Source organism: Algoriphagus mannitolivorans DSM 15301 (assembly GCF_000429425.1).
GTDB lineage: Bacteria > Bacteroidota > Bacteroidia > Cytophagales > Cyclobacteriaceae > Algoriphagus > Algoriphagus mannitolivorans.
Window position 1 is genome coordinate 105,655 of record NZ_AUBV01000008.1, and the last position, 21,776, is coordinate 127,430.

Genomic DNA, 21,776 nt, shown 5'->3' on the forward strand with positions numbered 1-21,776 from the left:
TAGCCATTCTCAGACATATCCACATTTTTTTTCATTTTTGTGCCTCAATTGATGGATGGAGATAAATTTTCCCGAAAAATCAATTTCAACTTATGCAATTGCTCTGAAAATTAACTAGATTCATTGTCTAGCTTTTCCTAGAAATTGATAGAGCCCAGCATTTACCCAATATGATTAGAGTATTATTTGTTTGTTTAGGAAATATTTGCCGTTCACCACTTGCGGAGGGAATCTTCAATTATAAAATTCAATCTTTAGGTCTGGAAGGAAGATTCAAGTCCGACAGCGCTGGCACTTCCGATTTTCATATCGGAGAACTCCCGGATGAAAGAACACTCCGGTGCGCCGCAAAGCATGACATCAAAATCAACCATCGAGGAAGACAAATTAACAGAACTGATTTCAGAGATTTTGATTACATCCTTGCCATGGATGATCACAATCTCAGGAACCTAAACTCCCTCAAAGACCGATACAACTTCCCAGAAAAGGACATTTTCTTAATGCGGGATTTCGTTCCCGAGTGGAAGGGAATGTCAGTCCCTGACCCTTACTACGGAGGGGAAGACGGATTTGAGGAAATCTATAGAATACTGGATGTGGCTATAGATGGGTTTTTGGAGAAAATTAAAGTCACTCACCAACTCTATGCTTGATCACCAGGAGATCTACGAGCAGATAGTCATGGAAACATTGGGGCCATTGACCCAATTCAAATCTGCAAGTCTGATCGCCGCGGGAAATCACAATCAAGGTGTCCGCTTGGACACTTCCAAAGGCCCCTTCTTTCTCAAACTCAACTTTGATCACGAAAGAGACATCCTTGAAAAAGAGGCCCAAGGCCTAAAGAAGCTGAAGAAATCCACTTTTTTGAAAGTCCCTGAGACATTTGGTTTTGGGAGAATTGAGGATTACAATTACCTGGTTTCTGAGTTTATCCCAGGCTCCCGACAACATCTGGACTATTGGGAAGATTTAGGAATGGGCTTGGCTCACCTACACCTGAATTCTGACAGTTTTTTTGGTTTGGATACAGACAACTACATTGCCTCTTTGGTACAAAAGAATCATTCCTTTGACAACTGGCTGGACTTTTTCATAGAACAGCGGTTGGAACCCATGCTGGGGAAGGCATATTTTGATCGGTTGATCCCTTTGGATTTTCTGAAAAAATTCCAAACCATATACCCAAAGCTTGGATCACTTTTCCCCAAAGAAAAACCCTCTCTTCTTCACGGGGACTTATGGTCTGGAAATGTAATCTGCGACGGTGAAGGGAAACCCTGCCTGATAGACCCGGCTATTTATTATGGACATCGGGAAATGGACTTAGCTTTCAGCAGACTTTTTGGTGGCTTTGATTCCAGATTTTACGAGGCATACGAATCCATTTTGCCCCTTGAGCCTGGATTTGAAACGAGAATGGGCGTGTACAACCTATATCCCCTGTTGGTTCATTTAAATTTGTTTGGGACTGCTTATCTTCCCGGCATAGAAAAAATCCTCAAGCGCTTCAACTGATGGACTTTGTCATTCGACCCTACCGGGAATCCGATGCACCTTTCATTTTGGAAATCATCAATGATTCTATCCTCCACACCTCCCACAATTACGACTATGACCCAAAATCCTTGGGAGAAATTCAAAGACTTTTCGCAGACAAATTAAATGCAGGCCTGCCGATTTTGGTTGGGGAAGTCCAGGGCGAAGTTTGTGGATATGCCACCTATGGTGTATTTCGAGCCAAACCAGGATATCGTAGAACAGTGGAGCACTCAATCTATCTGAACTCCAAAGCCCAAGGAAAAGGTCTGGGAACCCAAATGATGAAACAGCTCATTGAGCTTGGCAAAGCTCAGGGATACCACGTCATGATTGCCGGAATGGACTCCGAAAATATAGGCAGCTACAGATTTCATGAAAGATTGGGCTTCAAGGAGGTAGCAAGAATCCCTGAAGTAGCCTTTAAATTTAACAAATGGCTATGTTTGGTCTTCATGCAGCTGATTATCAACCCCTCCCAGGATCCCAAATAGCTTTAGCCTAGCTTGACTTTTTCTCCGGTTTTTACGGCTTTGTAAATCGCATCTACAATCACCATATCTTTCCAACCTTCCTCCCCATCTACGGGAATAATCGACTTTTTCCCGTCGAGTAGGATGGCAGCCATTTCGTCCATTTGCGTAGTCTGATGGGTGATATGCTCGGCATCTACCGGTCCCTTGTTGGTCCATGCCTTGATAGGTCCATAGCCCGTAGAAGGCTGCATTTCTGCAAAACCCTTCGTGCCATTTAAGAAAAATTTATCCAGATTATTTAGGGAATAAGTCGAAAGGCAAGAGGCGACTGCCCCTGAAGGGAAGCCCATTTGAAACGTGATCGTCTCATCCACTCCTTCTTTGAATTTTACCGGATCTGTCTTTACCTCCTGAGCAGTCACCCAGATTGGCTCCTCGCCAAGCATGTATCTGGCTCCATTGATGGAATAAATTCCAATATCCATCATGGCTCCACCTCCAGCCAGTTCCTTATTTAGTCTCCACTGACTTGGATCTCCAATGATAAATCCACTCAGGCCTTGAAAAAACAAAGTCTTTCCAAATTCCCCTGCTCTTTGTCTTTGGACTATCTCCAAGGTTTTTGCTTCAAAGTGCATGCGGTATCCTACCAAAAGATGAACTCCTGCCGCCTTGCAGACCTCTACCATCTCCTTGGCTTCCTCTGCATTCAAGGCCATTGGCTTTTCACAGATTACATGCTTCCCTGCTTTTGCCACTCGAATTGAGTAGGGCTTATGAAGGGAGTTCGGGGTGATTACATAGACAGCATCGATATCAGGATTATCCTTGATTTGATCAAAATTCTCGTAGTTGTAGCAGTTTTTCGAAGGAATCCCATATTTCTCCTGCCAAGCAGCTATCTTGGATGGAGTACCACTGACGACCCCCACCAACTTGGCTCTTTTGCAATCTTTCATCGCTTCAGCTACTCGGGTTCCATAGCTACCCAATCCCATGATAGCCACCCTAAGAACCTTATCCTCCTGAACAGAATTAAATGCCGCCAATGAGTCGGAAAAAGGCAAGGAAACGGCCAAAGAGGAAAGTGTGGCCTTGTGTAAAAACTCTCTTCGTGTGTTCATAGGTTTTGGGTTTGGTTATGAGATTCTGAATTTAAGAAACTCAGGCATCCAAACGCTTCAAAATCAGTTTTTTCTTCTGACGACCTGATAGGTGTTTCGGGTACTTTGCTCGAGAAGAATCTCATATCCTTCTTGCAAAACAGGGATTTCTTCTGCTTTGGGGTGCAAAATGGTCAACAATTCAAGCCCTTCGTTATACCTGATTTCAAAATCTCCTTTTAATTTTTTGAGCAACTGCTCCAGCTTGAAAAGCTGATGATCTATCACCAAGGAGACACTGATTGCAGAAAGCTGCAGCATATTTACCCGAAGCTTCAGCGACCTGAGCTGTTCATAAATCTCATGAATGTGTTTTTCTTCAATGAAGGTAAAATCGGTCACTTTGAAACTGACCAAAATTTGATCCTTTTTCAATACAAAAGTCGGAATCCCATGTGTGGGAGCCTTTTCATGAATTTTTGTCCCTGGGCTATCTGGATCCATAAATGACTTCACATACAAGGGGATAGAAGCATTTGCCAATGGTTTGATGGTTTTGGGATGGATCACCGAAGCTCCGAAATAGGTCATTTCAGCAGCCTCACGATAGCCCAATTCATCGAATTTTTGGGTTTGGGAAAAAATCTTCGGATCAGCATTTAACACCCCTGGCACATCCTTCCAGATGGTCACTGAGCCCGCATCCAGGCTAGTCCCCAAGATCGCTGCTGTAAAATCTGAACCTTCTCTGCCCAATGTGGTCGTGCGTCCTTTGGGATCCCGCCCGATAAATCCCTGCGTCAAAATCGGAAAGCTTTCCAAAATTGGTTTCCAAGTGTTCTGACAGGACTTTCGGGTTTTTTCCCAGTTAATTTTGGCAAACCGAAAATCAGAGTCCGTTTCGATCACTTCCCGAGCATCTTGCCAAAGCACGATCATATCTAATGAACACAGGTATTCTGCCACGATTTTGGAGGACAACAGCTCTCCAAAACCGACCACCTGATCATAGTACTCATCATAATTTTCTTGGGAAAGAGGCTTTTGAAGCTGATTTTCCAACTGGAAAAACAAGTTTTCTACTTGGGCAAAAATGGAATGCCCGGTGGGAAAAAGTGCCTCACAAATCTCAAGATGAAAAGATCTTAAAATTGCACTATTTTTAGAAAAATCAACTCCATTTAGTTTCTCGGACAAAATACTCTCCAGCGCATTTGTGGTTTTCCCCATTGCTGAAACCACAATAATCATGTTTTTACGCAATCGATTACGGAGAATTTCAGCCAAATTTTTAACAGCTGAAGAATCTTTTACCGAAGCCCCACCAAATTTATAGATCCAAGTTTTTGACATAAAGTTTTTTACCTAATTTTCAGTAATACAAAACCATTAATTGCATTTTTCCAATAATGAAAATTCTACCATATCAGCCTGACCAGACCAATCTGGCCTATTCCGTAGGGATGACCCTAGACCGATTTATCAAGCACAAACAAAGCGATTTTCCTTTTGCTTCCGGAGAGCTTTCTCAACTTCTCCGGGATATTGCATTAGCTGCGAAGATAGTCAATCGGGAGACCAACCGTGCTGGCCTCGCCAATATCGGCGGAGCATTTGGCCAAACCAATGTTCAGGGTGAAGAACAGCAAAAATTGGACGTCATTGCCAACATCAGGTTTATGAGAGCCCTGAGTAAAGGCGGCGAAGTCTGCGCAATTGTATCTGAAGAAGAAGACGCTGTCATCGATCTTCAAAACGCCTCCGGAAAATATGTCGTCGCAATTGACCCTTTGGACGGAAGCTCCAACATTGATGTCAACATCAGTATCGGGACAATTTTTTCAATCTACAGAAGAAAAACTCCTGCCGGCAGCCCTATTACCGAAGAGGATGTAATGCAGCCTGGAAACCAGCAAGTAGCAGCAGGTTATGTCCTCTATGGTTCCTCTACCATGCTGGTTTACACGACTGGATGTGGGGTGAATGGATTTACTTATGAAGCCAGTCTTGGAGAGTTTTTCCTATCTCACCCTGAAATGAATGCTCCCAAAGACGGAAACATATTCTCCATCAATGAAGGGCTCGAATTGGAATGGGACAGCATCGTACAAGCCTATATCAGATCCTGCAAAGAACGGAAAATGCAATCCAGATACATTGGAAGCTTGGTGGCAGACTTTCATCGAAACTTGCTGAAAGGTGGCATTTACATTTATCCATCCACTCAGAAAAATCCCAACGGAAAACTCCGTCTTCTTTATGAAGCCAATGCATTGGCATTTATCATTGAGCAAGCCGGCGGTAAAGCGACTGATGGATCACAGAGGATTTTGGACATCCAGCCCACCAGTTTGCATCAACGAACCCCCCTGTTTATCGGCTCGGAAGTAATGGTGGATGAAGCGGTAAAAGCTTACTCAAGGGCAACTGCAATTCCAGCTGTTTAATTTTCAGAATACAAAATAGAATTCTGTTTTTGAGGGAATAGGTTTAACTTCGGGATTCCTAAAAGAAACAACTATGCCTAATTTCAAAAATTATCTTTCACTGGTCATCTTGACAGGTGCAGTAGGAATTTGGAGTTCTTGTGGCCCAAGCAAACCTGCTGAGGAACCTATCGATGAAACTTTTGCTACGCAAACCGACAAACTGTTAATCAAGGTCGACACCTTGTATACAGGGTTCGAAAACCCTTGGGGAATGACTTGGCTTCCTGACGGCACCATGCTGGTGACAGAAAGGAAAGGAGAAGTCCTGATTTTCAAGGATGATAAGTTTACAGGTGAAAAAATCCAAGGACTTCCAGCTGTTCACGAAGTCAATCAAGCTGGTCTATTGGATATCGCCGTTCATCCAAAATATGCTGAAAACGGATGGATTTACATTGCTTATGCCAAAAACTTCGAAGACTCTACAGGTGCGACCACCATCATGAGATTCAAGTTAAACGGAAATCAAGCTACCAATCAGGAGGACTTGATCACTGCAGGACCATCATGGAAAGGTGGCCGTCACTTTGGAAGCAGAATTATCTTTGACAACGATGGTTACCTCTATTTCTCTAACGGTGACAAAGGCAACATTCCAATGAATGCCCAGAATCTCAACAATGCCCATGGTAAAATCCACCGGGTTAAAGATGACGGAAGCATTCCTTCAGACAATCCTTTCACCGATTCATTGGGAAATGTCTCTTCCATCTGGACTTATGGTAACAGAAATCCTCAAGGCATGGTGTACGATAAAGTCAACAACCGAATTTGGGAAGTGGAGCACGGCCCAATGGGAGGTGACGAATTGAATATCATCGAAAAGGGGAAAAACTATGGCTGGCCTGTGATCACTTATGGCCAAAACTATGACGGCACTCCTATTACCGACATCACTGAAAAAGAAGGAATGGAACAGCCCGTTCATTATTGGGTGCCTTCTATCGCAACTTGCGGAATGACTTTGGTTACTTCCGATAAATATCCTGCATGGAAAGGAAACATCTTGGTCGGTGCCCTTGCAAAACAACATATTGCCAGAGTGGAATTGGATGGAACAACTTATGTGGGAGAAGAAAAACTCCTTCAGGATATCGGGAGAGTTAGAACGGTAGCAGAAAGCCCTGATGGGTACATCTTTGCCATTACCGAAGCGACAGGGCTACTAGTAAAGCTCCTTCCAATCCGGTAATTCTTACCCAAATGATAGTAAAGCCTTTCGAAAATTCGAAAGGCTTTTTTTATACCCCCATCTGAATAGCCCGCTTGGTTCGTAACTTCCCCTAAATCAAGTCCCTGATTCTCAAACAAGGTAGGGTTCCATTCGTTAGTAAAGAAGAAAGAAAAGTAGAGAGACTATGAAGAAATTAATCAAGCCCCTTTTGGCACTAAGTATCGGATTTTTTTCATTCAGCACAGCCTGTAATCCCGAATCCTCAGAAATCCAACCAGATCCAATTCCCCAGCTCAACTTCACCACCCAGTCCCAAAAGATGAAGATTAAAGTGGATACACTTCATACAGGATTTCAAAATCCATGGGGAATGACTTGGATAGATAATGGTAAAATGCTCGTCACCGAAAGAAAAGGTGAAATCCTGATTTTTAAAGATGACAAATACACCGGGAAAAAAGTAACTGGACTCCCCTCTTTTTATGTCAATGGACAGGCTGGTCTTCTGGACATAGCCACCCATCCAAATTACTCTCAAAATGGTTGGATTTATATCGCATATGCAAAGCCTGTAGGAAATGGTGGGGCAACCACAATTTCCAGGTTTAAACTTAGCGGAAATGCCGTGAGCAATTTGGAAGAGCTTATTGTAACCTCTCCCGCCTGGAACGGAGGCACGCATTATGGAAGCAGAATCGTATTTGATAATCAAAACATGCTTTATTTCAGCAATGGAGAAAGAGGAAGTCAAGACAATGCGCAGGATTTAAGAAACTCTCATGGTAAGATTCACCGAATCCATGACGACGGTAGAATTCCTACTGACAATCCCTTTGTTTCGACCTCAGGAGCTATCCCATCCATTTGGACCTATGGGAACCGAAATCCTCAAGGCCTATATTTTGACAAAGCAAATAATCGTCTTTGGGAAGTAGAGCATGGACCAAGAGGAGGAGACGAACTCAATATCCTTGAGAAAGGGAAAAATTACGGCTGGCCAGTTATCACCTATGGCATCAATTACAACGGCACTCCAATCACCAATATTACCGAAAAAGAAGGCATGGAGCAGCCTGTGAAATATTGGACTCCATCTATTGCCACTTGTGGAATGACCATGGTCAGCTCTGATAAATACCCAGCCTGGAAAGGAAATATTTTGGTAGCAGCCTTAGCAGCCACACATATTGCCCGGGTGGAAATTTCCGGCACAAGAGCTACTGATGAAGAAAAATTATTACAGGGAATTGGACGAGTAAGGCAAGTTTCCCAAAGCCCGGACGGATACCTCTATGCGGTGACTGAGGGAACCGGGCTCCTTATCAAAATCCTTCCCGCTCAATAAGAAAAAATGCTCTTGGGTAGTCCAAGAGCATTTTTTTTTAAACAAAATCTATATCCACGCTGAAAGGAAACTTCATCAAAAACTGCAATGCTTCCTCTATCGACGACCCCTCAAAGAGAACCCGGTGTAAACTTTCGGTAATTGGCGCTCGGATTCCGGCAGTCTTGAGGAAAGCGTCTATTATCCTGACGGTGTTTATACCCTCTGCGACCTCTTCCATCGTCTCCAAAATCTGGTCCAGGGTTTCTCCCTTTGCCAATCTGTAACCAACGGTGAAGTTTCTTGAATCCACAGAGTTACAGGTCGTGACCAAATCTCCGACTCCAGCAAGCCCGATGACCGATTGGACACTTCCCCCCAAAGCCTTGCTCAAATGAACCATTTCGACCATTCCTCTGGAAATAAGCAGGCCTTTGGCATTTTCTCCCAGACCTAATCCAGCCAATGCCCCAGCAGCTATGGCGATGATGTTTTTCAGCACTCCGCTTAGCTCGACACCTACGATATCGGAATTGCCATACACCTGAAATTTTTCCGATCTCAAAAGCCTCTGACCTTCAAGAATAACCTCATTGTACTTACTGGCAATTACCGTGGCTGCAGGATGCCCCAAGCTCAGTTCTTTGGCAATATTTGGCCCTGCAAGGCAACCCACGCGAACAGCGACAGTTTCTTGTAGAATTACCTCGCTCATCGTCAAAATCTGGCTCCTTCTCAAAGACTTGACCGTCTCCAAGCTCTCACCTCCCGGTAGATTCAGAGAAAGTCCTTTGGTCCCGTGGATGATCAAATGATAGGGATGAAGATGCGGTGCAAAATTTTTGACCACCTCCATAAAACCTGCCGAAGGGATCATAAAAAACAAGATCTCACAAGCCTTACACAACTCCTCTGGGGAGCTGGTTGCCACTATTCCGGGATTGAGATCACGGCCCGCAGCAGTATGGGAATTGTTGATTTCAGATACAGTTTCTTCCTTTCGGGCATAAACCATCACCGGATTTTTCTCAGCCAGCATATTTGCTATGGCAGCCCCAAAGCTTCCCACTCCGACGACTCCCACCAATTTGGGTTTAGAAGAGTTTCTCCAAGGCATATCCGTGTAGTCTATTGTGATAAAAGTATAGCAAACTTATGTCTTCAGTGACGATATTTCCCTCCTTGTCCCTGATCAAAGGTCTCTTGGCATGATACATCCCGACATTATCGAGACCATGATGGATGATCTCATCCATAGATCGTTCTATGTGTGGGGCGGTATCTATCAGCCCTTTCTTTTTCAATTCAAAAATCTGATCCAATACCATCTGGCAGGCATTTTTAAATTCCTCATAAGGAATCACAATATCCTCCTCTGGCAATCTGATCAGGTCGAATAAATCCAGCTTGGGGTTTTTGGCCTTGATCAATTCAAAACCTACAAAGGCCACTAAATGAGAACTGAAGACCCGGTTGATCTTATGAAACTCCTCCACGATCCTTTTTCCAAGCATATGAGTGTATTCTTCTTCACGCTGGGGATCTACAGTGACTTTACCTTCAGATAGGAAATAATCGCGGGTATCTATAATTCTCCCCCTCTTGTCAAGACTATTGCCATCGGCATCCACAAAATTCCCCATGACATCCATCGCACGCCCTACCGAAACTGAGATATCAGATCCTTTGGTGAAGAACTTGACGAGGAATTTGGAAATCTTATACGAGGTGGAAAACTCGTCATTTTCTTTGTAGTAACGTTCTTGCCCGGTGATGCTCAAATAATCCTGAATCAATCCGGGAGCTTCCAGCACAAAGTGGTAATTGATGGTTACTGGAACAATAAAAATCTTCCCAGACACATCATTGATTCCGTTCTGAAAATTGGCCCTCTGAGCTTCAATAGCCGTGCTCAGCAATCCCAATTTCAGCTTTGACTCAATCATCCCGCTTCTGCTTCTGGTTCCTCCGGGGAAAAACAAACTATGACATCCAAATTGAATCGCTTCTTTAGAGTAAGTCTTGAGTGTCTCTAAGTACATCAGGTTTTTCTTTCTCCTATCTACCTTATACGCTCCAAGCGCATTCATGAAATAGGCGAAAATCGAGATGTTGAACAGATTGAGTCCGGCACCATAAATAAAAGGCGGCATACCCAGCACAGAAATTATCCAACCAATCAGGATACTATCCAAATTGGAAAAATGTGTCGGCACCATGACAATGGTACCCTTGGTAGCCAAGTCACGAATCTGATCCGTCTGTCCAGTAATCTGAATTTTATCCTGAAGGGTATATTGATTGGAAAAAATAGACTTGAATCCCTTGACTCTTGCCGCATTCAGGAGTCTGGAAAAGCCATAGGTGACCACGCTTCGGGTAAACTTGTAATGGGAGGCTTTGAAATTCGAAGCGATTTCCTCAGCATATCGGGAAGTGATTTTTCCCAAAATCTCCTGATAAGCCTCCATCTTTTTAGCCTTACTGGCATGACTTTCTGTGGTGACTTGAAGCAATGCAGCTTTAACTTCTGACCAGAATTCGCGTTCGTCATCAGGATCCACCGCCCAAGGGTTTTGTTTGATCCTAAGCTTTTCCCGATAAAGCGTCGTCTCCAGTTCCTCCTTGAGAATATCCGGATTATTTCCAGTCAATGACAGGATTCTGGATTCGGCCAATTCGGCGACTTTTTTTACGAATTCTTTGCGCTCTCTCGCCAACTTTACCACAGGCCATTCCTCTTTCGAAGGAATGATAGGCTCGTACCGATGTTTGATATATTGCTCTTCCAAGGTGGTGGGTGGTTGGATTTAAAAAGGCCTCAAAGATAAAGAAAAAGCCCTTTCCGGAGGAGTTTTCTTGAATGGGCTCCAGCTCAGGATTTTGAACGAGTGAAAATAGCCACAATAGCCGAGGTGATCAAACCCATCACTGCAGCTCCAACCATTGCCTGGATCATATAGCTCATAAGCGTAAAATTGGCTTCTGCTGCTTCCTGACTTAATACTCCCGACTCGACGGAGTATTGGATCATATTGGCAAAGTAATCAGGGGAAATACAGGTACTGGTGATATATTGACTCAATGGGCTCAAAATAACCACAACCAGGGTGATGATCAGTCCAGAAATAAATCCCTGAACATAGGTCATTCTTCCATGGTAAAAATTCCGATTCTTATCCAGCAAGGCCAAGACATAAATAGCGATAGCAATAGGTGCATAAAGCATGGTATAGGTAGCGTGCTTGTCGATATGGACATCATGCCAACCGAGAGACTTTTCCAGAATCATCCAGATCAATCCGGAAAGGATAAAAAGAACTCCCCACTTTATCTCAATTTTGATGTCTTTCATAGTGCTTGGGTTTGTTTTTTTTGAATTGCCACCTTCCAAAATACCAAAAAAAAGCAAACGAAATCCCCGCTTGTCTGTTTGAAGGGTATACTGACCAAATAATCCCTTGTCGATGCGGGAAAGCGTATTATTTTTACGCCATCATTTGCCAATGAAATCTGACCTAAAACAAATACAAGTCCCTATTGAGGCCGAAATGGCCCAGTTTGAGCATAAGTTCCGGGACTTTATGAAAAGTAAGGTCAAGCTCCTCGACCACATCACCAATTACATTGTCAAGCGCAAAGGCAAGCAGATGCGCCCAATGTTTGTTTTTTTATCCGCAGGAATTTTCGGAGAAATCAACGAATCCACGCATCGGGGGGCTGCTTTGATTGAATTGCTTCATACCGCTTCCTTAGTCCATGATGACGTAGTGGATGATGCCAACTATCGAAGAGGATTTTTTTCTGTCAATGCCCTTTGGAAAAACAAGATCGCTGTTTTAGTGGGAGATTACCTCCTGTCCCGAGGCTTGCTTTTGAGTGTAGAGCATGGGGATTATCACTTGCTCAAAATCGTCTCCAATGCGGTCAAGGAAATGTCTGAGGGGGAATTACTCCAAAGCTACAAAGCCAGAAAACTGGACGTAGACGAAGAGGTGTACTATGAAATTATCCGCCAGAAGACTGCCAGCTTGATTGCCGCCTGTTGTGCTGTTGGGGTAGCGAGCGTAAGTCAGGATACCGAATTAGTGGAGAGAATGAGGCTTTTTGGTGAAAAACTAGGCTTGGCTTTTCAAATCAAGGATGATCTTTTTGACTATGGAGAGGATGAAATCGGCAAACCCGTAGGGATTGACATCAAGGAGAAAAAGATGACTCTTCCCTTGATCTATGCCTTGAGAAATGCCGACTGGCTAACCAAGAAGAAAATCATTTACCTAATCCGAAATCGTTCCGAGGATAAAAAAGCGGTAACAGAAGTGATCGACTTTGTCAAAAAAAGCGGAGGACTGGAATACGCCAAAGACAAGATGAACGCATTCTACCAAGAGTCATTGGCCATCCTAAATGACTTTCCTGAGTCAGAATACAAAACTTCCCTTCGGGAGTTGGTCAGCTATACCATTGAGCGAAAAAAATAAGCCGGATATTACCCGGCTGGTTCGTTACTTCATCGGCTTTACGGTCTGAATTTTTCCATCTGAAAGATGGGTCAGCTCAGTCATTTTGATATTTCTAAGCTGAGTCTTTCCGGATAGTTCCGTGTCATGGTAGAATAGATACCACTTACCCTCAAATTCCACGATGGAATGGTGATTGGTCCATCCCTCCACCGGCTCTAGGACAATTCCCCGATATGTGAAAGGACCGTAAGGAGAATCACTGACAGCATAGGCGATAAAATGTGTATCTCCTGTAGAATAGGACAGGTAATATTTGCCATTGTTCTTATGCATCCAGGCAGCTTCAAAAAATCTTCTTGCATTGTCTCCTGCCTTAATCGGCTCAGCGTTTTTGTCTAAAATCATTAGCTCCCGGGGCTTTTCTGCCAGTTCCGTCATGGAATTAGACAACTTGGCCATGTAGGGCACAAGAGCTTTTTGTTCTGGTTCAGGAAGCCCATCAGCTGGTCCTTTTCTGCCTTCTACCAGTTTTTGATTCTCATACCATTGGAGCTGACCTCCCCAAATTCCACCCCAAAGCAAGTAATAGTCTTCCCCATCTTGAAATACAGAAGGATCTATGCTAAAGGTACCTTTGATGGGTTGGGGCTCTGGGGTAAAGGGGCCTTCAGGACGATCTGAAATGGCTACCCCTAGTTTAAATATATCCTGCTTGTCCTTGGCGGGGAAATAGAGGTAATATTTACCATTTTTCTCAGCAGCATCCGGTGCCCAAAGCTGACGACTTGCCCAGGGAATATCTTCCAATTTTAGGGCGACACCATGGTCAGTGACTTTTCCGCCAAGTTGCTCCATAGAAAAAACATGGTAATCCCTCATGTCAAAATGGGAGCCCATGTCATCTTCAGTCACTTCCGATTCAATATCATGGGAAGGATAGATATAAATCTTTCCTTCAAAAACATGTGCTGAAGGGTCTGCGGTGTAGATATGCTGGACTAGGGGAGGATTTGCAAATTTGGATGCCGTGGAATCAGCTTCAGTAGTTTGTGCAGTTTCTTTAGGCTGAGAGCATGCAAATCCTGCCAGAAGAAGCAAGCTGAGGTAAGGGATTGATTGACGCATGGTTAGATTAGGTTTGAGTTGGGAATTGAAATTACGGAACTAAGAACCGTTTTCTAAATTTCCAATACCTTTTGAATCAAGAAAATGGAAATACACGTATATTTAATAAAATCACACGTGTATGAAAACCAAACTCACACTTACCATCAAAAAATCAGTGATTGAAAAGGCTAAAGAATTTGCGGAAACCTCAGGAAAAAGTCTTTCGGATCTGGTGGAGAAGTATTTGGAAAAAGAGATTGCTAAAGAAGAATTGGAGCAAGCCAATATTCCTGAGGAGTTTAAAGGGCTTTTTGGTTCGGTCAACTTACCTTCGGAACTGAATGAAAAAGAGGCAATTCGAGAAATTTTAAGTCAAAAACACAAAGGATGAACCAGTATTTTTTGGACACCAATATCCTATTGGACTTTTTGGGAAATCGGCAGCCTTTTGGAAAATACGCCTTGGAGATTTTCAATAAATCCAGGCTCAGGGAATGGGAACTTTGGACTTCGGACAATTCGATTTTGACCAGTTATTACATTGTTTCCAAAGAAATCGGAGAAGCTGAAAGTAGAATCAAAATCAGCAGATTAATCAATTTTTTGGAAATACAACCGACACAAAAAGCACATATTCAAAAGGCCTTGACTTCTGATTTCAAGGATTTAGAAGATGGCGTGCAGCATTTCTGTGCTTCCAGTATCCCAAGTCTTAATGGAATCATCACACGAAACAAGAAGGATTTCGAACCAAGTCAGATCCCGGTTTTTGAGCCTTGGGAGGTGGTTTGATGGATTTTTGATAGCATCAAATGATACTATCACTTGGCATATCTCAATCCAAGCCCTCCAAAAACCCCTTAAACTCATCAAATCCTTTTCCAATCGGGATCACCTGCTTTTTTCCTTGCAGAAAAGCCGCTAATCGCTCGGGTAGCACCAATTTTTCCCCCAAAGCTTTTTCAACCACATCCTTGAATTTCCCCGGATGGGCAGTCGCTAAAAATACGCCCACGTAACCGGGATTTTCTGCCATAAAATCCTTCAATCCCAAATACCCAACGGCCCCATGGGGATCAAGAGTATAGCCTTTGGGTTGGACTGCTTGTATAGCTTCAATGGTCTGAGCATCGGTATAAAAATAGCCTTTGACGTTTTCCCGAAACAACTCCTCATCTCCCCCATACAGCGACTGAAGTCTCGGAAAATTACTTGGATTCCCCACATCCATAGAATTGGAAACCGTTGGGATTGATGGCTTTGCCTGAAACGGTAGGCCTTGTAAGTACTCGGGTACAACTTTATTGACATTCGTCGCCGCTACAAAATGAGCTATAGGCAAGCCCATCTGCTGCGCTAAAATCCCGGCTCCGATATTTCCAAAATTCCCGCTTGGAACGGCAAAAACAACCTTTTCCCCGTTCTTAGGCAATCGGGAAAAAGCATAGAAATAATAAAGACACTGTGGAATCCAGCGAGCAATATTGATCGAATTGGCAGAGGTCAGTAGCAACTTTTGATTCAACTCATGATCCAAAAAGGCCTGCTTTACCAAAGTTTGGCAATCGTCAAATACCCCTTCCACTTCCAAAGCGGTGATATTTTGGCCTAAAGTTGTGAACTGCTTTTCCTGAAGTGGACTGACTTTTCCCTTTGGAAAAAGAATAATCACATCCACACCTTGAACGCCCAAAAAGCCATTTGCCACAGCACTTCCTGTGTCTCCGGAAGTAGCTACCAGCACCCTGATCTTTTGCTCAGTCTCCAGAACCACCATGCTCATCAACTTGGAGCAAAATCTCGCCCCGAAGTCTTTGAACGCCAAAGTCGGTCCATGAAAAAGCTCCAAACTGAAAATTCCTCTCTCCACCTCAACCAATGGCGCATCAAAGGTCAGGGTATGATCTACCAGCTCCTTGATCTGGCTCTCGTTCAAATCTTCCGAAAACAAGGCCCCAATGACATGATAGCCTATTTCCCGAAAACTCAATTCAGCCATTTGATCGAAAAAATCCTGAGGTAAAACAGGAATTCTTTCAGGCATATACAAGCCATTATCCGGAGCTAAGCCTTTGATGACGGCTTCAGAAAGTGAAACTTGATGTTTGGGATTATTGGTACTGAAATACTTCATAGCAATAGGTCTTAAAGCACATAGGCTCCGCGGGTATTGATCGCGGAATAATAGGTATCGACTCCAAGGCCGATGGATTCATAAACTTCTTGAGCGGCTTGACTGATGACTTTACCACTTTCCGGTCCTTTGGAAAGAGCAAATAAGGTGGGGCCAGAACCTGAAATCCCCATTCCTAAAGCTCCTGCAGACTTTACAGCCTCTTTTACCTCATAAAAACCCGGAATCAGGGTAGCTCGATAAGGCTCTGCAATCACATCCCGCAAACTCCTTCCGATCAATTCATAATCCTCTTGGAATAAACCTGCGATCAACCCAGCCACATTGCCGGATTGGATGGTGGCATGTTTGAGTGAAACATGGTCTCGCAATACCGACCTGGAATCAGCCGTACGAAGCTCAAAATGTGGATGTAAAAGAGTGCAATGCAAGTCTTTCGGAACTGGCAATTTGATCACATCCAAGGGATGGTAATCCCGAATCAGCACAAAGCCCCCCAATAAACTGGGAGCTACATTATCTGCGTGACCAGCTCCACAGGCTACTTTTTCGGCTGCTATCGCAAAAGGCAACAGATCCTTTTTTTCAAAAGGCTCACCCAGCATCTGATTGGCAGCCATCAGTGCAGCAACTGCGCTGGCAGCACTAGATCCCATCCCAGATCCTAAAGGCAAGCCTTTTTTGAGATAGATTTCCATGCCTACATTTTCCCCCAGCTCTTCCATCATGGCCTGAATAGCCACTGCGCAGGTATTTTTCTCCACTTCATAAGGAAGCCTTCCTTCATCCCCTTCGATGGATTTTACCAGAAGTCCAGGGGTATGTTTTTCTTTGATCTCCACTACATCACCCATGGCGTCAATTGCGAATCCGAGAATATCGAATCCACAGGACACATTGGCTACAGTTGCTGGAGCAAAGGCTTTTGCACTCCTCATCATTCCCGAGTATAGTTACCGATACGAATTACATCCGCAAACACGCCGGCAGCAGTCACATCTGCTCCCGCACCCGGACCTCGGATAATCATCGGCCGGTCATGGTATCGATCCGTAGTCAATAGAATCATATTATCCGAACCTTGCAAGGAAGAAAAAGGATGGGCATCTGGCAAGGACCTCAATCCCACTTTTGCTTTACCCTCTTCCAATGTCGCCATGAATCTAAGTTTTTCGCCCTTTGCCTTAGCATCAGCCAAAAGCTTGGCAAAATCCGCATCATGTCCTTTTAATTTTTCAAAAAACTCCTCCACACTTGGGGCATTCTGGCAATCCCCTGGAACCATACTCTGGATTGTAATATCTTCAAATTCCAGTTCCTGCTCAGCTTCTCTTCCAAGAATCAAAATCTTTCTAGCTACATCCATTCCGCTCAAATCATCTCTTGGATCCGGTTCGGTATAACCTTTTTCCTTCGCAATTCGAACCACTTCAGAAAAGGGCGCTCCCTTTTCCAATTCAGAAAAGATAAAGTTCATAGAGCCGCTAAGCACCGCCTCAATTTTGATCACTTTATCTCCGGAAAGCATCAAATCCTGAAGCGTATTAATCACAGGAAGTCCTGCTGCCACGTTGGTCTCATAAAGGAATTTCACGCCTCTTCTTTTCGCAATGCGCTTTAGGCTTAAGTAATTTTCCCAAGAGGAAGAATTGGCTTTTTTATTGGGAGTGACGATCGCCACTTTTGCCTCCAAAATTCGGGCATAAGTGTCCGCCACACTTTGATTTGCGGTGCAATCCACAAAAACCGAGTTGGAAAAGTTCATCTCTTCCATCTTTGAAATAAACTTATCCAAATCCATGGGCTGATCTTTTTCACTCAGCTCATAGGGATGTTTGAGATCAAAACCATCTTCATGAAATGCCATGAACCGGCTATTTGCCAAGCCATGAATCTGCACATCCAACTCGTTATTTTTTTGAAGTCTATGCTGCTGGTGAGCGATCATTTTCATCAAAGCTTTCCCGATCAGTCCCGTACCTACCAAGAACACGTGCAATACCTTGTTTTCTGATAGGAAGAAGGCTTCGTGTAAGGCATTCAAGGCCTTTTGGAGATCAGCCTGAGGAATTACTGCAGAAATATTCAACTCTGAACTTCCTTGAGCAATGGCCGCAACATTGACATTGTTTCGACCCAAAGCACGGAACATACGACCCGAAGCTCCTGGATTTTGCTTCATGTTTTCTCCAACCACAGCCACTGTTGAAAGGCCATGAAGCAGGGAAACATGATCCATTTCACCGGATTTGATCTCGTAGTAAAACTCCTTTTCGATGGTCTCTTTGGCCAAATAGGATTCGTTGGTCTTAATGGCAAGGCAAATGCTATGTTCGGAAGAAGCCTGTGAAATCAAGACAATGTTCACTTTGGCTTCCGCCAAAGCTTTAAACACTCTACTGACAGTTGCCCCACCTTCGATCAACCCAGCACCTTGCACGGTCAAAATCGAAATATTGGACATGGAGCTGATCCCTTTGATCAAGGCGCCATGGCTTACTTCTCCGTTGATCAATGTGCCCGGATTTTCAGGTTCGAAGGTATTCTTGATATAGATCGGAATATTCTTCTTCATCGCAGGCTGCATGGTGGCAGGGAAGATCACTTTGGCTCCAAAGTGGGAAAGTTCCATCGCTTCGTTATAGCTCAACTGTGGGATGGTAAAGGCCGAATACACCAATTTTGGATCAGCAGTCAATACTCCGGATACGTCAGTCCAGATTTCCAAGTCCTCGGCATCCAAGGCTCCTGCAAAAATTGCCGCAGTATAATCTGAACCTGAGCGGCCCAGAGTAGTTGTTTCTCCCTTTGAGGTACTCGCAATAAATCCTGTGATCACCTTTACCCCTTCATTTTTGGCGAAATACTCCTTAATCAGACCATTGGTTGTTTCAAAATCCACCCGAGCTTGACCAAATCGATCATTGGTCCGAATTACTTCTCTTGCATCCACAAACTGGGTCTTGATACCTTTCCCGGCCATTGCCTCAGCCAGAATAAACGCAGAAAGACGCTCTCCAAAACTGGCTACATAATCCAGGGTTCTTAGTGAATTTTCTTTGATCAGGTATATTCCATGAAAAAGGTCCTCAAGTTCTTTGAATCGGACTTTCACATAAGTCATCACCGAACTGTGATTTTGTACCGCAATCAACTGACGGACAATATCCAGATGCTTTTCCTCAAGGGTTTGCAAAAGGTCTCGATAGCTTTGATCACCTTCTCGGGCCTGCCGGGCGATGGTCAATAAACTTTCCGTGACACCTCCAAAAGCTGAAAAAACGACTGCGATTTCATGGTGTTTTAGCTTTTCCTTCAGGATGGCAAAAACTTTCTGGATGTTTTCGGGATTCGCGACGGATGAACCTCCAAACTTGATGATTTTCATGTAATTATTGTTTTTTTTCAAAAGCCTCATGGAATCTCACATGGAAGAAAAACATCTTGGATTGAGGAGATGAATTCATGATCGATTTCATAAAAGACAAAGGGGAATAATTTCGGGAAACTAAATTTTGGCCAAATCAGGCCCTAAAAGGCGAGGTACTTATAGATCGATACGGGTCACCCCGTAATCGTGGTCATCATTCCGGTGGTATAAAAAAAAGCAGCAACGATTCCTTTCTGGAAGGACTCGACTAAAAAAACATAAGAGTTAGCTGCTGAAACCATGTCTGGATTTTTGACTCGACAATTCTACTGCGAAAAAACGGTTTGACCAAACAAATCCGCAAACAAGTCTAAGTAATTTTGAATTTTTATCACACAAAGCCTAATAAAGTTAATTTTTTAGCAAAAAACGAAATTTTATTCACTTAAAATTCACCCCAAATCCTCAAGAGTGAAGATTTCAGGTTAACTTGATAGTAATCAACTTTTAAGCAGCATGAAACAAATTTCGTCTCTCCTCTTTGTCGCTTTGATCTTTCTATGCCTTGGATGTGGAACTACCAAAGGTCTCAATCCTATTGCTTTATTGACATCAAATCCTTGGGAGCTTTCTTCATTGCAAGGCCAAGAAGTAGATGCCACGAAATTTCCCAGTGGACTACCCAACCTCTATTTTCTGGATGGGGGAAAATTGTCCGGATTTACAGGATGTAACAATTTTTCCGGAGGATTTTCCTTGGAAAGCAACGGCATGCAATTGGACCCTGGTTCCATCACCAAAAAAGCATGCCCAGGCACAGCCGAAGAGGAATTTATCTCAGCACTTGAAAAAGTAAAATCTTATACCGTAAACAAAGAAAAGCTCATCTTATCGGATGGAATTACCGAGTTGATGAGCTTTGCTGTGCTGAAAAACCAATAGAATCAGAACATTTCCTCAACAACCTGAGGTTTCCCGCGGAAGTTTACCTGGTCTTTCTTTTTCTTACCGATCAATAGTTCTCCCAAGGGAGAGTTTTTGCTCAGCAAGAAAACTTTGGAGTCTTCTACCTTGATTTGGCCAAGGCTTACAGCCAGGAGAAACCAATCGGCTCCCAACTTAACCAATGTACCTTCCTGAATGGTCGGGGGTGTGTCTTTGATGGTATTCAGGCGGTAAATTTCTTCCAAGTCAGCCTTGCTTTGGGCGATTTGCTTTTCGATGGAATTAAGGTCCTGAGAAATCATCTCACGGCTGGTTTCATACTTATCCCCAGCACTGTTTTTTTCCTCTTCAAGAATACTCTCGATGATATTTTTTCGCTCTTCTGCGAGCAACTTTTGTTTTTCTTTCAATTGGTCTATCGCTGCCTGATAGACTTTCGCTTTGAATTCGTTCATAAAATCAATCTTCGCAATTTTCTTTTCTACGGGTATCGATGATGTATACAATTTTCCAGCCTTCGGCCATTTTCACTAATTGAAATGAGTTGACGCCGCAATGGCTGAAGTTTCCATTGACGTAAAATTTATAGGGAGTCCACGCGGATGCCATCGTGCCATCTATTTTGATTTGATAATCCAAAATTTGCTCATCCAGCTGGGTTTCAGCAGGAGTTGTGGCTATTCTTTTTACAAAATCAGCAACCGCATTACTTCCGACGGTGCTTCCATCCGGCTTGGCCATGACAGTCTGCATGATCGCATCTGGTGAAAAAGCTGCTGCCACCTGTTCTGGATTTTTAGCTCTCATTCCGTCAAACATGCTTTTAATCACTTGCTCCACTGCCTGTTCATCGGTTTGGGCTTTGGCTGAAAAACCAATAATGGCCAAAAACAGCCCGGCTAGAATAAATACTCTTGTCTTCATAATTACACTCCTCCGTAAAGTTTGAAAGTCATATTTCGTAGGGATGGGGTATTTACAGCATAGTGCATTGCTTCGGCAATTTCCTTAGGGGCGACCCATTTGGAAAAGTCGGCATCCGGCATACTCTGTCGGTTGCCGGGAGTGTCAATGATACTCGGCACAAAAACATGCGTGCGAATATCAGTGCCTTTGACTTCCTCTGCCAAAATCTCAGATAGAGAAATCACCATTTTTTTACTGAGCGCATAGGCTACGGTACCTGTCGCATCCTCCAATTGAATGGCAGGTCTTGCCCCAACAAACAAAAATGTGCCTTTACCCTGCTTTTTGATCATAGGTAAAAAGCCCTGAACCATCTGGAAACAACTGAAAAAATTCAGCTCGATCATGGTGCTCATCTCTTTTTGGGAGGTCTCCTCAATAGAGCCCATCGCAAATCCACCCACAATCATCGCCACAGCTTCCAGTTCGCCGTACTGGATTTCGTATTCTTTAACAAATTCACTGACCGATTTTTCACTAGTCACATCGACTTCATAGGTATCGTCAGCCTCCTCAGCTACTTCCTCAGCATCAGGCTTCACCAAAGCAATTACATGATATCCTTCACGCTTAAACTTTTCGACCACAGCACTTCCTAAAGCTCCCGCTGCGCCGGTCACAATGATATTTCTACTCATTAGTCCATTTTTTCAGTCCTATATTTGCTAAAATTAGCCTTAATT

22 protein-coding genes are annotated in these 21,776 nt (G+C 43.6%); 10 read left to right on the top strand and 12 right to left on the bottom strand.

Going from position 1 to position 21,776, the window contains the following annotated elements; all coding sequences use genetic code 11:
- The first annotated feature begins 170 nt into the window (after positions 1-170).
- From G458_RS0110315 to G458_RS0110325, 3 genes are read left to right on the top strand one after another with little or no spacing between them, the layout of a single operon-like run.
- Positions 171-656: a low molecular weight protein-tyrosine-phosphatase gene (locus tag G458_RS0110315; protein WP_026951841.1), complete on the top strand. Its 486-nt coding sequence runs from the start codon at positions 171-173 to the stop codon at positions 654-656.
- A complete protein-coding gene (locus G458_RS0110320) occupies positions 649-1,521 on the top strand; it encodes a fructosamine kinase family protein (protein WP_026951842.1) in 873 nt (290 codons plus the stop codon). The genes G458_RS0110315 and G458_RS0110320 overlap by 8 nt, the downstream gene beginning before the upstream one ends.
- On the top strand, positions 1,521-2,036 hold the full coding sequence (locus tag G458_RS0110325; RefSeq protein WP_035468025.1) for a GNAT family N-acetyltransferase: 516 nt from the start codon (positions 1,521-1,523) through the stop codon (positions 2,034-2,036). Before G458_RS0110320 ends, G458_RS0110325 begins: the two co-directional genes overlap by 1 nt.
- Positions 2,037-2,038: 2 nt before the next feature.
- On the opposite strand, the gene G458_RS0110330 is transcribed toward G458_RS0110325, so the two are convergent.
- Entirely contained in the window at positions 2,039-3,142 is a 1,104-nt protein-coding gene (locus tag G458_RS0110330; RefSeq protein ID WP_026951844.1) for a Gfo/Idh/MocA family protein, read from the bottom strand.
- A gap of 63 nt (positions 3,143-3,205) precedes the next feature.
- Positions 3,206-4,474, bottom strand: a complete 1,269-nt coding sequence (locus G458_RS0110335) for an aspartate kinase (RefSeq protein ID WP_026951845.1) — start codon at positions 4,472-4,474, stop codon at positions 3,206-3,208.
- 56 nt (positions 4,475-4,530) lie between these two features.
- Here G458_RS0110335 and fbp point away from each other — a divergent pair, with 56 nt between their 5' ends.
- The 3 genes from fbp (at position 4,531) to G458_RS0110350 (ending at position 8,129) form a co-directional block, all read left to right on the top strand.
- Positions 4,531-5,568: a class 1 fructose-bisphosphatase gene (gene fbp / locus G458_RS20540; RefSeq protein WP_035468027.1), complete on the top strand. Its 1,038-nt coding sequence runs from the start codon at positions 4,531-4,533 to the stop codon at positions 5,566-5,568.
- A gap of 73 nt (positions 5,569-5,641) precedes the next feature.
- Positions 5,642-6,802: a PQQ-dependent sugar dehydrogenase gene (locus G458_RS0110345; protein ID WP_026951846.1), complete on the top strand. Its 1,161-nt coding sequence runs from the start codon at positions 5,642-5,644 to the stop codon at positions 6,800-6,802.
- A 166-nt stretch (positions 6,803-6,968) separates the two neighbouring features.
- Positions 6,969-8,129, top strand: a complete 1,161-nt coding sequence (locus G458_RS0110350) for a PQQ-dependent sugar dehydrogenase (RefSeq protein ID WP_026951847.1) — start codon at positions 6,969-6,971, stop codon at positions 8,127-8,129.
- A 37-nt stretch (positions 8,130-8,166) separates the two neighbouring features.
- On the opposite strand, the gene G458_RS0110355 is transcribed toward G458_RS0110350, so the two are convergent.
- The 3 genes from G458_RS0110355 to G458_RS0110365 form a co-directional block, all read right to left on the bottom strand.
- The gene (locus G458_RS0110355; RefSeq protein WP_026951848.1) at positions 8,167-9,225 is read right to left on the bottom strand and encodes an NAD(P)H-dependent glycerol-3-phosphate dehydrogenase; all 1,059 of its coding nucleotides are present in this window, start codon (positions 9,223-9,225) and stop codon (positions 8,167-8,169) included.
- The gene (locus G458_RS0110360; RefSeq protein ID WP_026951849.1) at positions 9,203-10,900 is read right to left on the bottom strand and encodes a 1-acyl-sn-glycerol-3-phosphate acyltransferase; all 1,698 of its coding nucleotides are present in this window, start codon (positions 10,898-10,900) and stop codon (positions 9,203-9,205) included. The genes G458_RS0110355 and G458_RS0110360 overlap by 23 nt, the downstream gene beginning before the upstream one ends.
- 83 nt (positions 10,901-10,983) lie before the next feature.
- Positions 10,984-11,463, bottom strand: a complete 480-nt coding sequence (locus G458_RS0110365) for a DUF4199 domain-containing protein (protein ID WP_026951850.1) — start codon at positions 11,461-11,463, stop codon at positions 10,984-10,986.
- Between the two features lie 151 nt (positions 11,464-11,614).
- Between G458_RS0110365 and G458_RS0110370 the strand changes: the two genes are divergently transcribed.
- Positions 11,615-12,589 (top strand): polyprenyl synthetase family protein, encoded by a 975-nt coding sequence (locus G458_RS0110370; RefSeq protein ID WP_026951851.1) that lies wholly within the window; start codon positions 11,615-11,617, stop codon positions 12,587-12,589.
- A 24-nt stretch (positions 12,590-12,613) separates the two neighbouring features.
- Here the strand turns inward: G458_RS0110370 and G458_RS0110375 are convergent, their stop codons facing one another.
- Positions 12,614-13,696, bottom strand: coding sequence for a glycoside hydrolase family 43 protein (locus G458_RS0110375; RefSeq protein WP_026951852.1), 1,083 nt, complete (start codon positions 13,694-13,696; stop codon positions 12,614-12,616).
- Positions 13,697-13,817: 121 nt separating this feature from the next.
- Here G458_RS0110375 and G458_RS0110380 point away from each other — a divergent pair, with 121 nt between their 5' ends.
- Positions 13,818-14,069: a DUF6364 family protein gene (locus G458_RS0110380; protein ID WP_026951853.1), complete on the top strand. Its 252-nt coding sequence runs from the start codon at positions 13,818-13,820 to the stop codon at positions 14,067-14,069.
- Positions 14,066-14,470: a type II toxin-antitoxin system VapC family toxin gene (locus tag G458_RS0110385; protein WP_026951854.1), complete on the top strand. Its 405-nt coding sequence runs from the start codon at positions 14,066-14,068 to the stop codon at positions 14,468-14,470. The genes G458_RS0110380 and G458_RS0110385 overlap by 4 nt, the downstream gene beginning before the upstream one ends.
- A gap of 43 nt (positions 14,471-14,513) precedes the next feature.
- Here G458_RS0110385 and thrC read toward each other — a convergent pair whose 3' ends face one another.
- From thrC to thrA, 3 genes are read right to left on the bottom strand one after another with little or no spacing between them, the layout of a single operon-like run.
- Positions 14,514-15,812 carry a threonine synthase gene (thrC, locus tag G458_RS0110390; protein ID WP_026951855.1) on the bottom strand — a complete coding sequence of 433 codons (1,299 nt, stop codon included), beginning with the start codon at positions 15,810-15,812 and terminating at the stop codon, positions 14,514-14,516.
- 11 nt (positions 15,813-15,823) lie between these two features.
- Positions 15,824-16,750 (bottom strand): homoserine kinase, encoded by a 927-nt coding sequence (locus G458_RS0110395; RefSeq protein WP_026951856.1) that lies wholly within the window; start codon positions 16,748-16,750, stop codon positions 15,824-15,826.
- The gene (thrA, locus tag G458_RS0110400) at positions 16,750-19,200 is read right to left on the bottom strand and encodes a bifunctional aspartate kinase/homoserine dehydrogenase I (protein ID WP_026951857.1); all 2,451 of its coding nucleotides are present in this window, start codon (positions 19,198-19,200) and stop codon (positions 16,750-16,752) included. Before thrA ends, G458_RS0110395 begins: the two co-directional genes overlap by 1 nt.
- Before the next feature lie 498 nt (positions 19,201-19,698).
- Here thrA and G458_RS0110415 point away from each other — a divergent pair, with 498 nt between their 5' ends.
- The gene (locus G458_RS0110415) at positions 19,699-20,124 is read left to right on the top strand and encodes an META domain-containing protein (RefSeq protein WP_026951858.1); all 426 of its coding nucleotides are present in this window, start codon (positions 19,699-19,701) and stop codon (positions 20,122-20,124) included.
- A gap of 2 nt (positions 20,125-20,126) precedes the next feature.
- Here the strand turns inward: G458_RS0110415 and G458_RS20545 are convergent, their stop codons facing one another.
- The 3 genes from G458_RS20545 to G458_RS0110430 are packed head-to-tail and all read right to left on the bottom strand — an operon-like array spanning position 20,127 to position 21,731.
- Positions 20,127-20,582, bottom strand: a complete 456-nt coding sequence (locus tag G458_RS20545) for a GreA/GreB family elongation factor (protein ID WP_051287183.1) — start codon at positions 20,580-20,582, stop codon at positions 20,127-20,129.
- A 4-nt stretch (positions 20,583-20,586) separates the two neighbouring features.
- Positions 20,587-21,051: a nuclear transport factor 2 family protein gene (locus tag G458_RS0110425; RefSeq protein ID WP_026951859.1), complete on the bottom strand. Its 465-nt coding sequence runs from the start codon at positions 21,049-21,051 to the stop codon at positions 20,587-20,589.
- Positions 21,052-21,053: 2 nt separating this feature from the next.
- Positions 21,054-21,731: an SDR family NAD(P)-dependent oxidoreductase gene (locus G458_RS0110430; RefSeq protein ID WP_026951860.1), complete on the bottom strand. Its 678-nt coding sequence runs from the start codon at positions 21,729-21,731 to the stop codon at positions 21,054-21,056.
- Between the last annotated feature and the right edge of the window lie 45 nt (positions 21,732-21,776).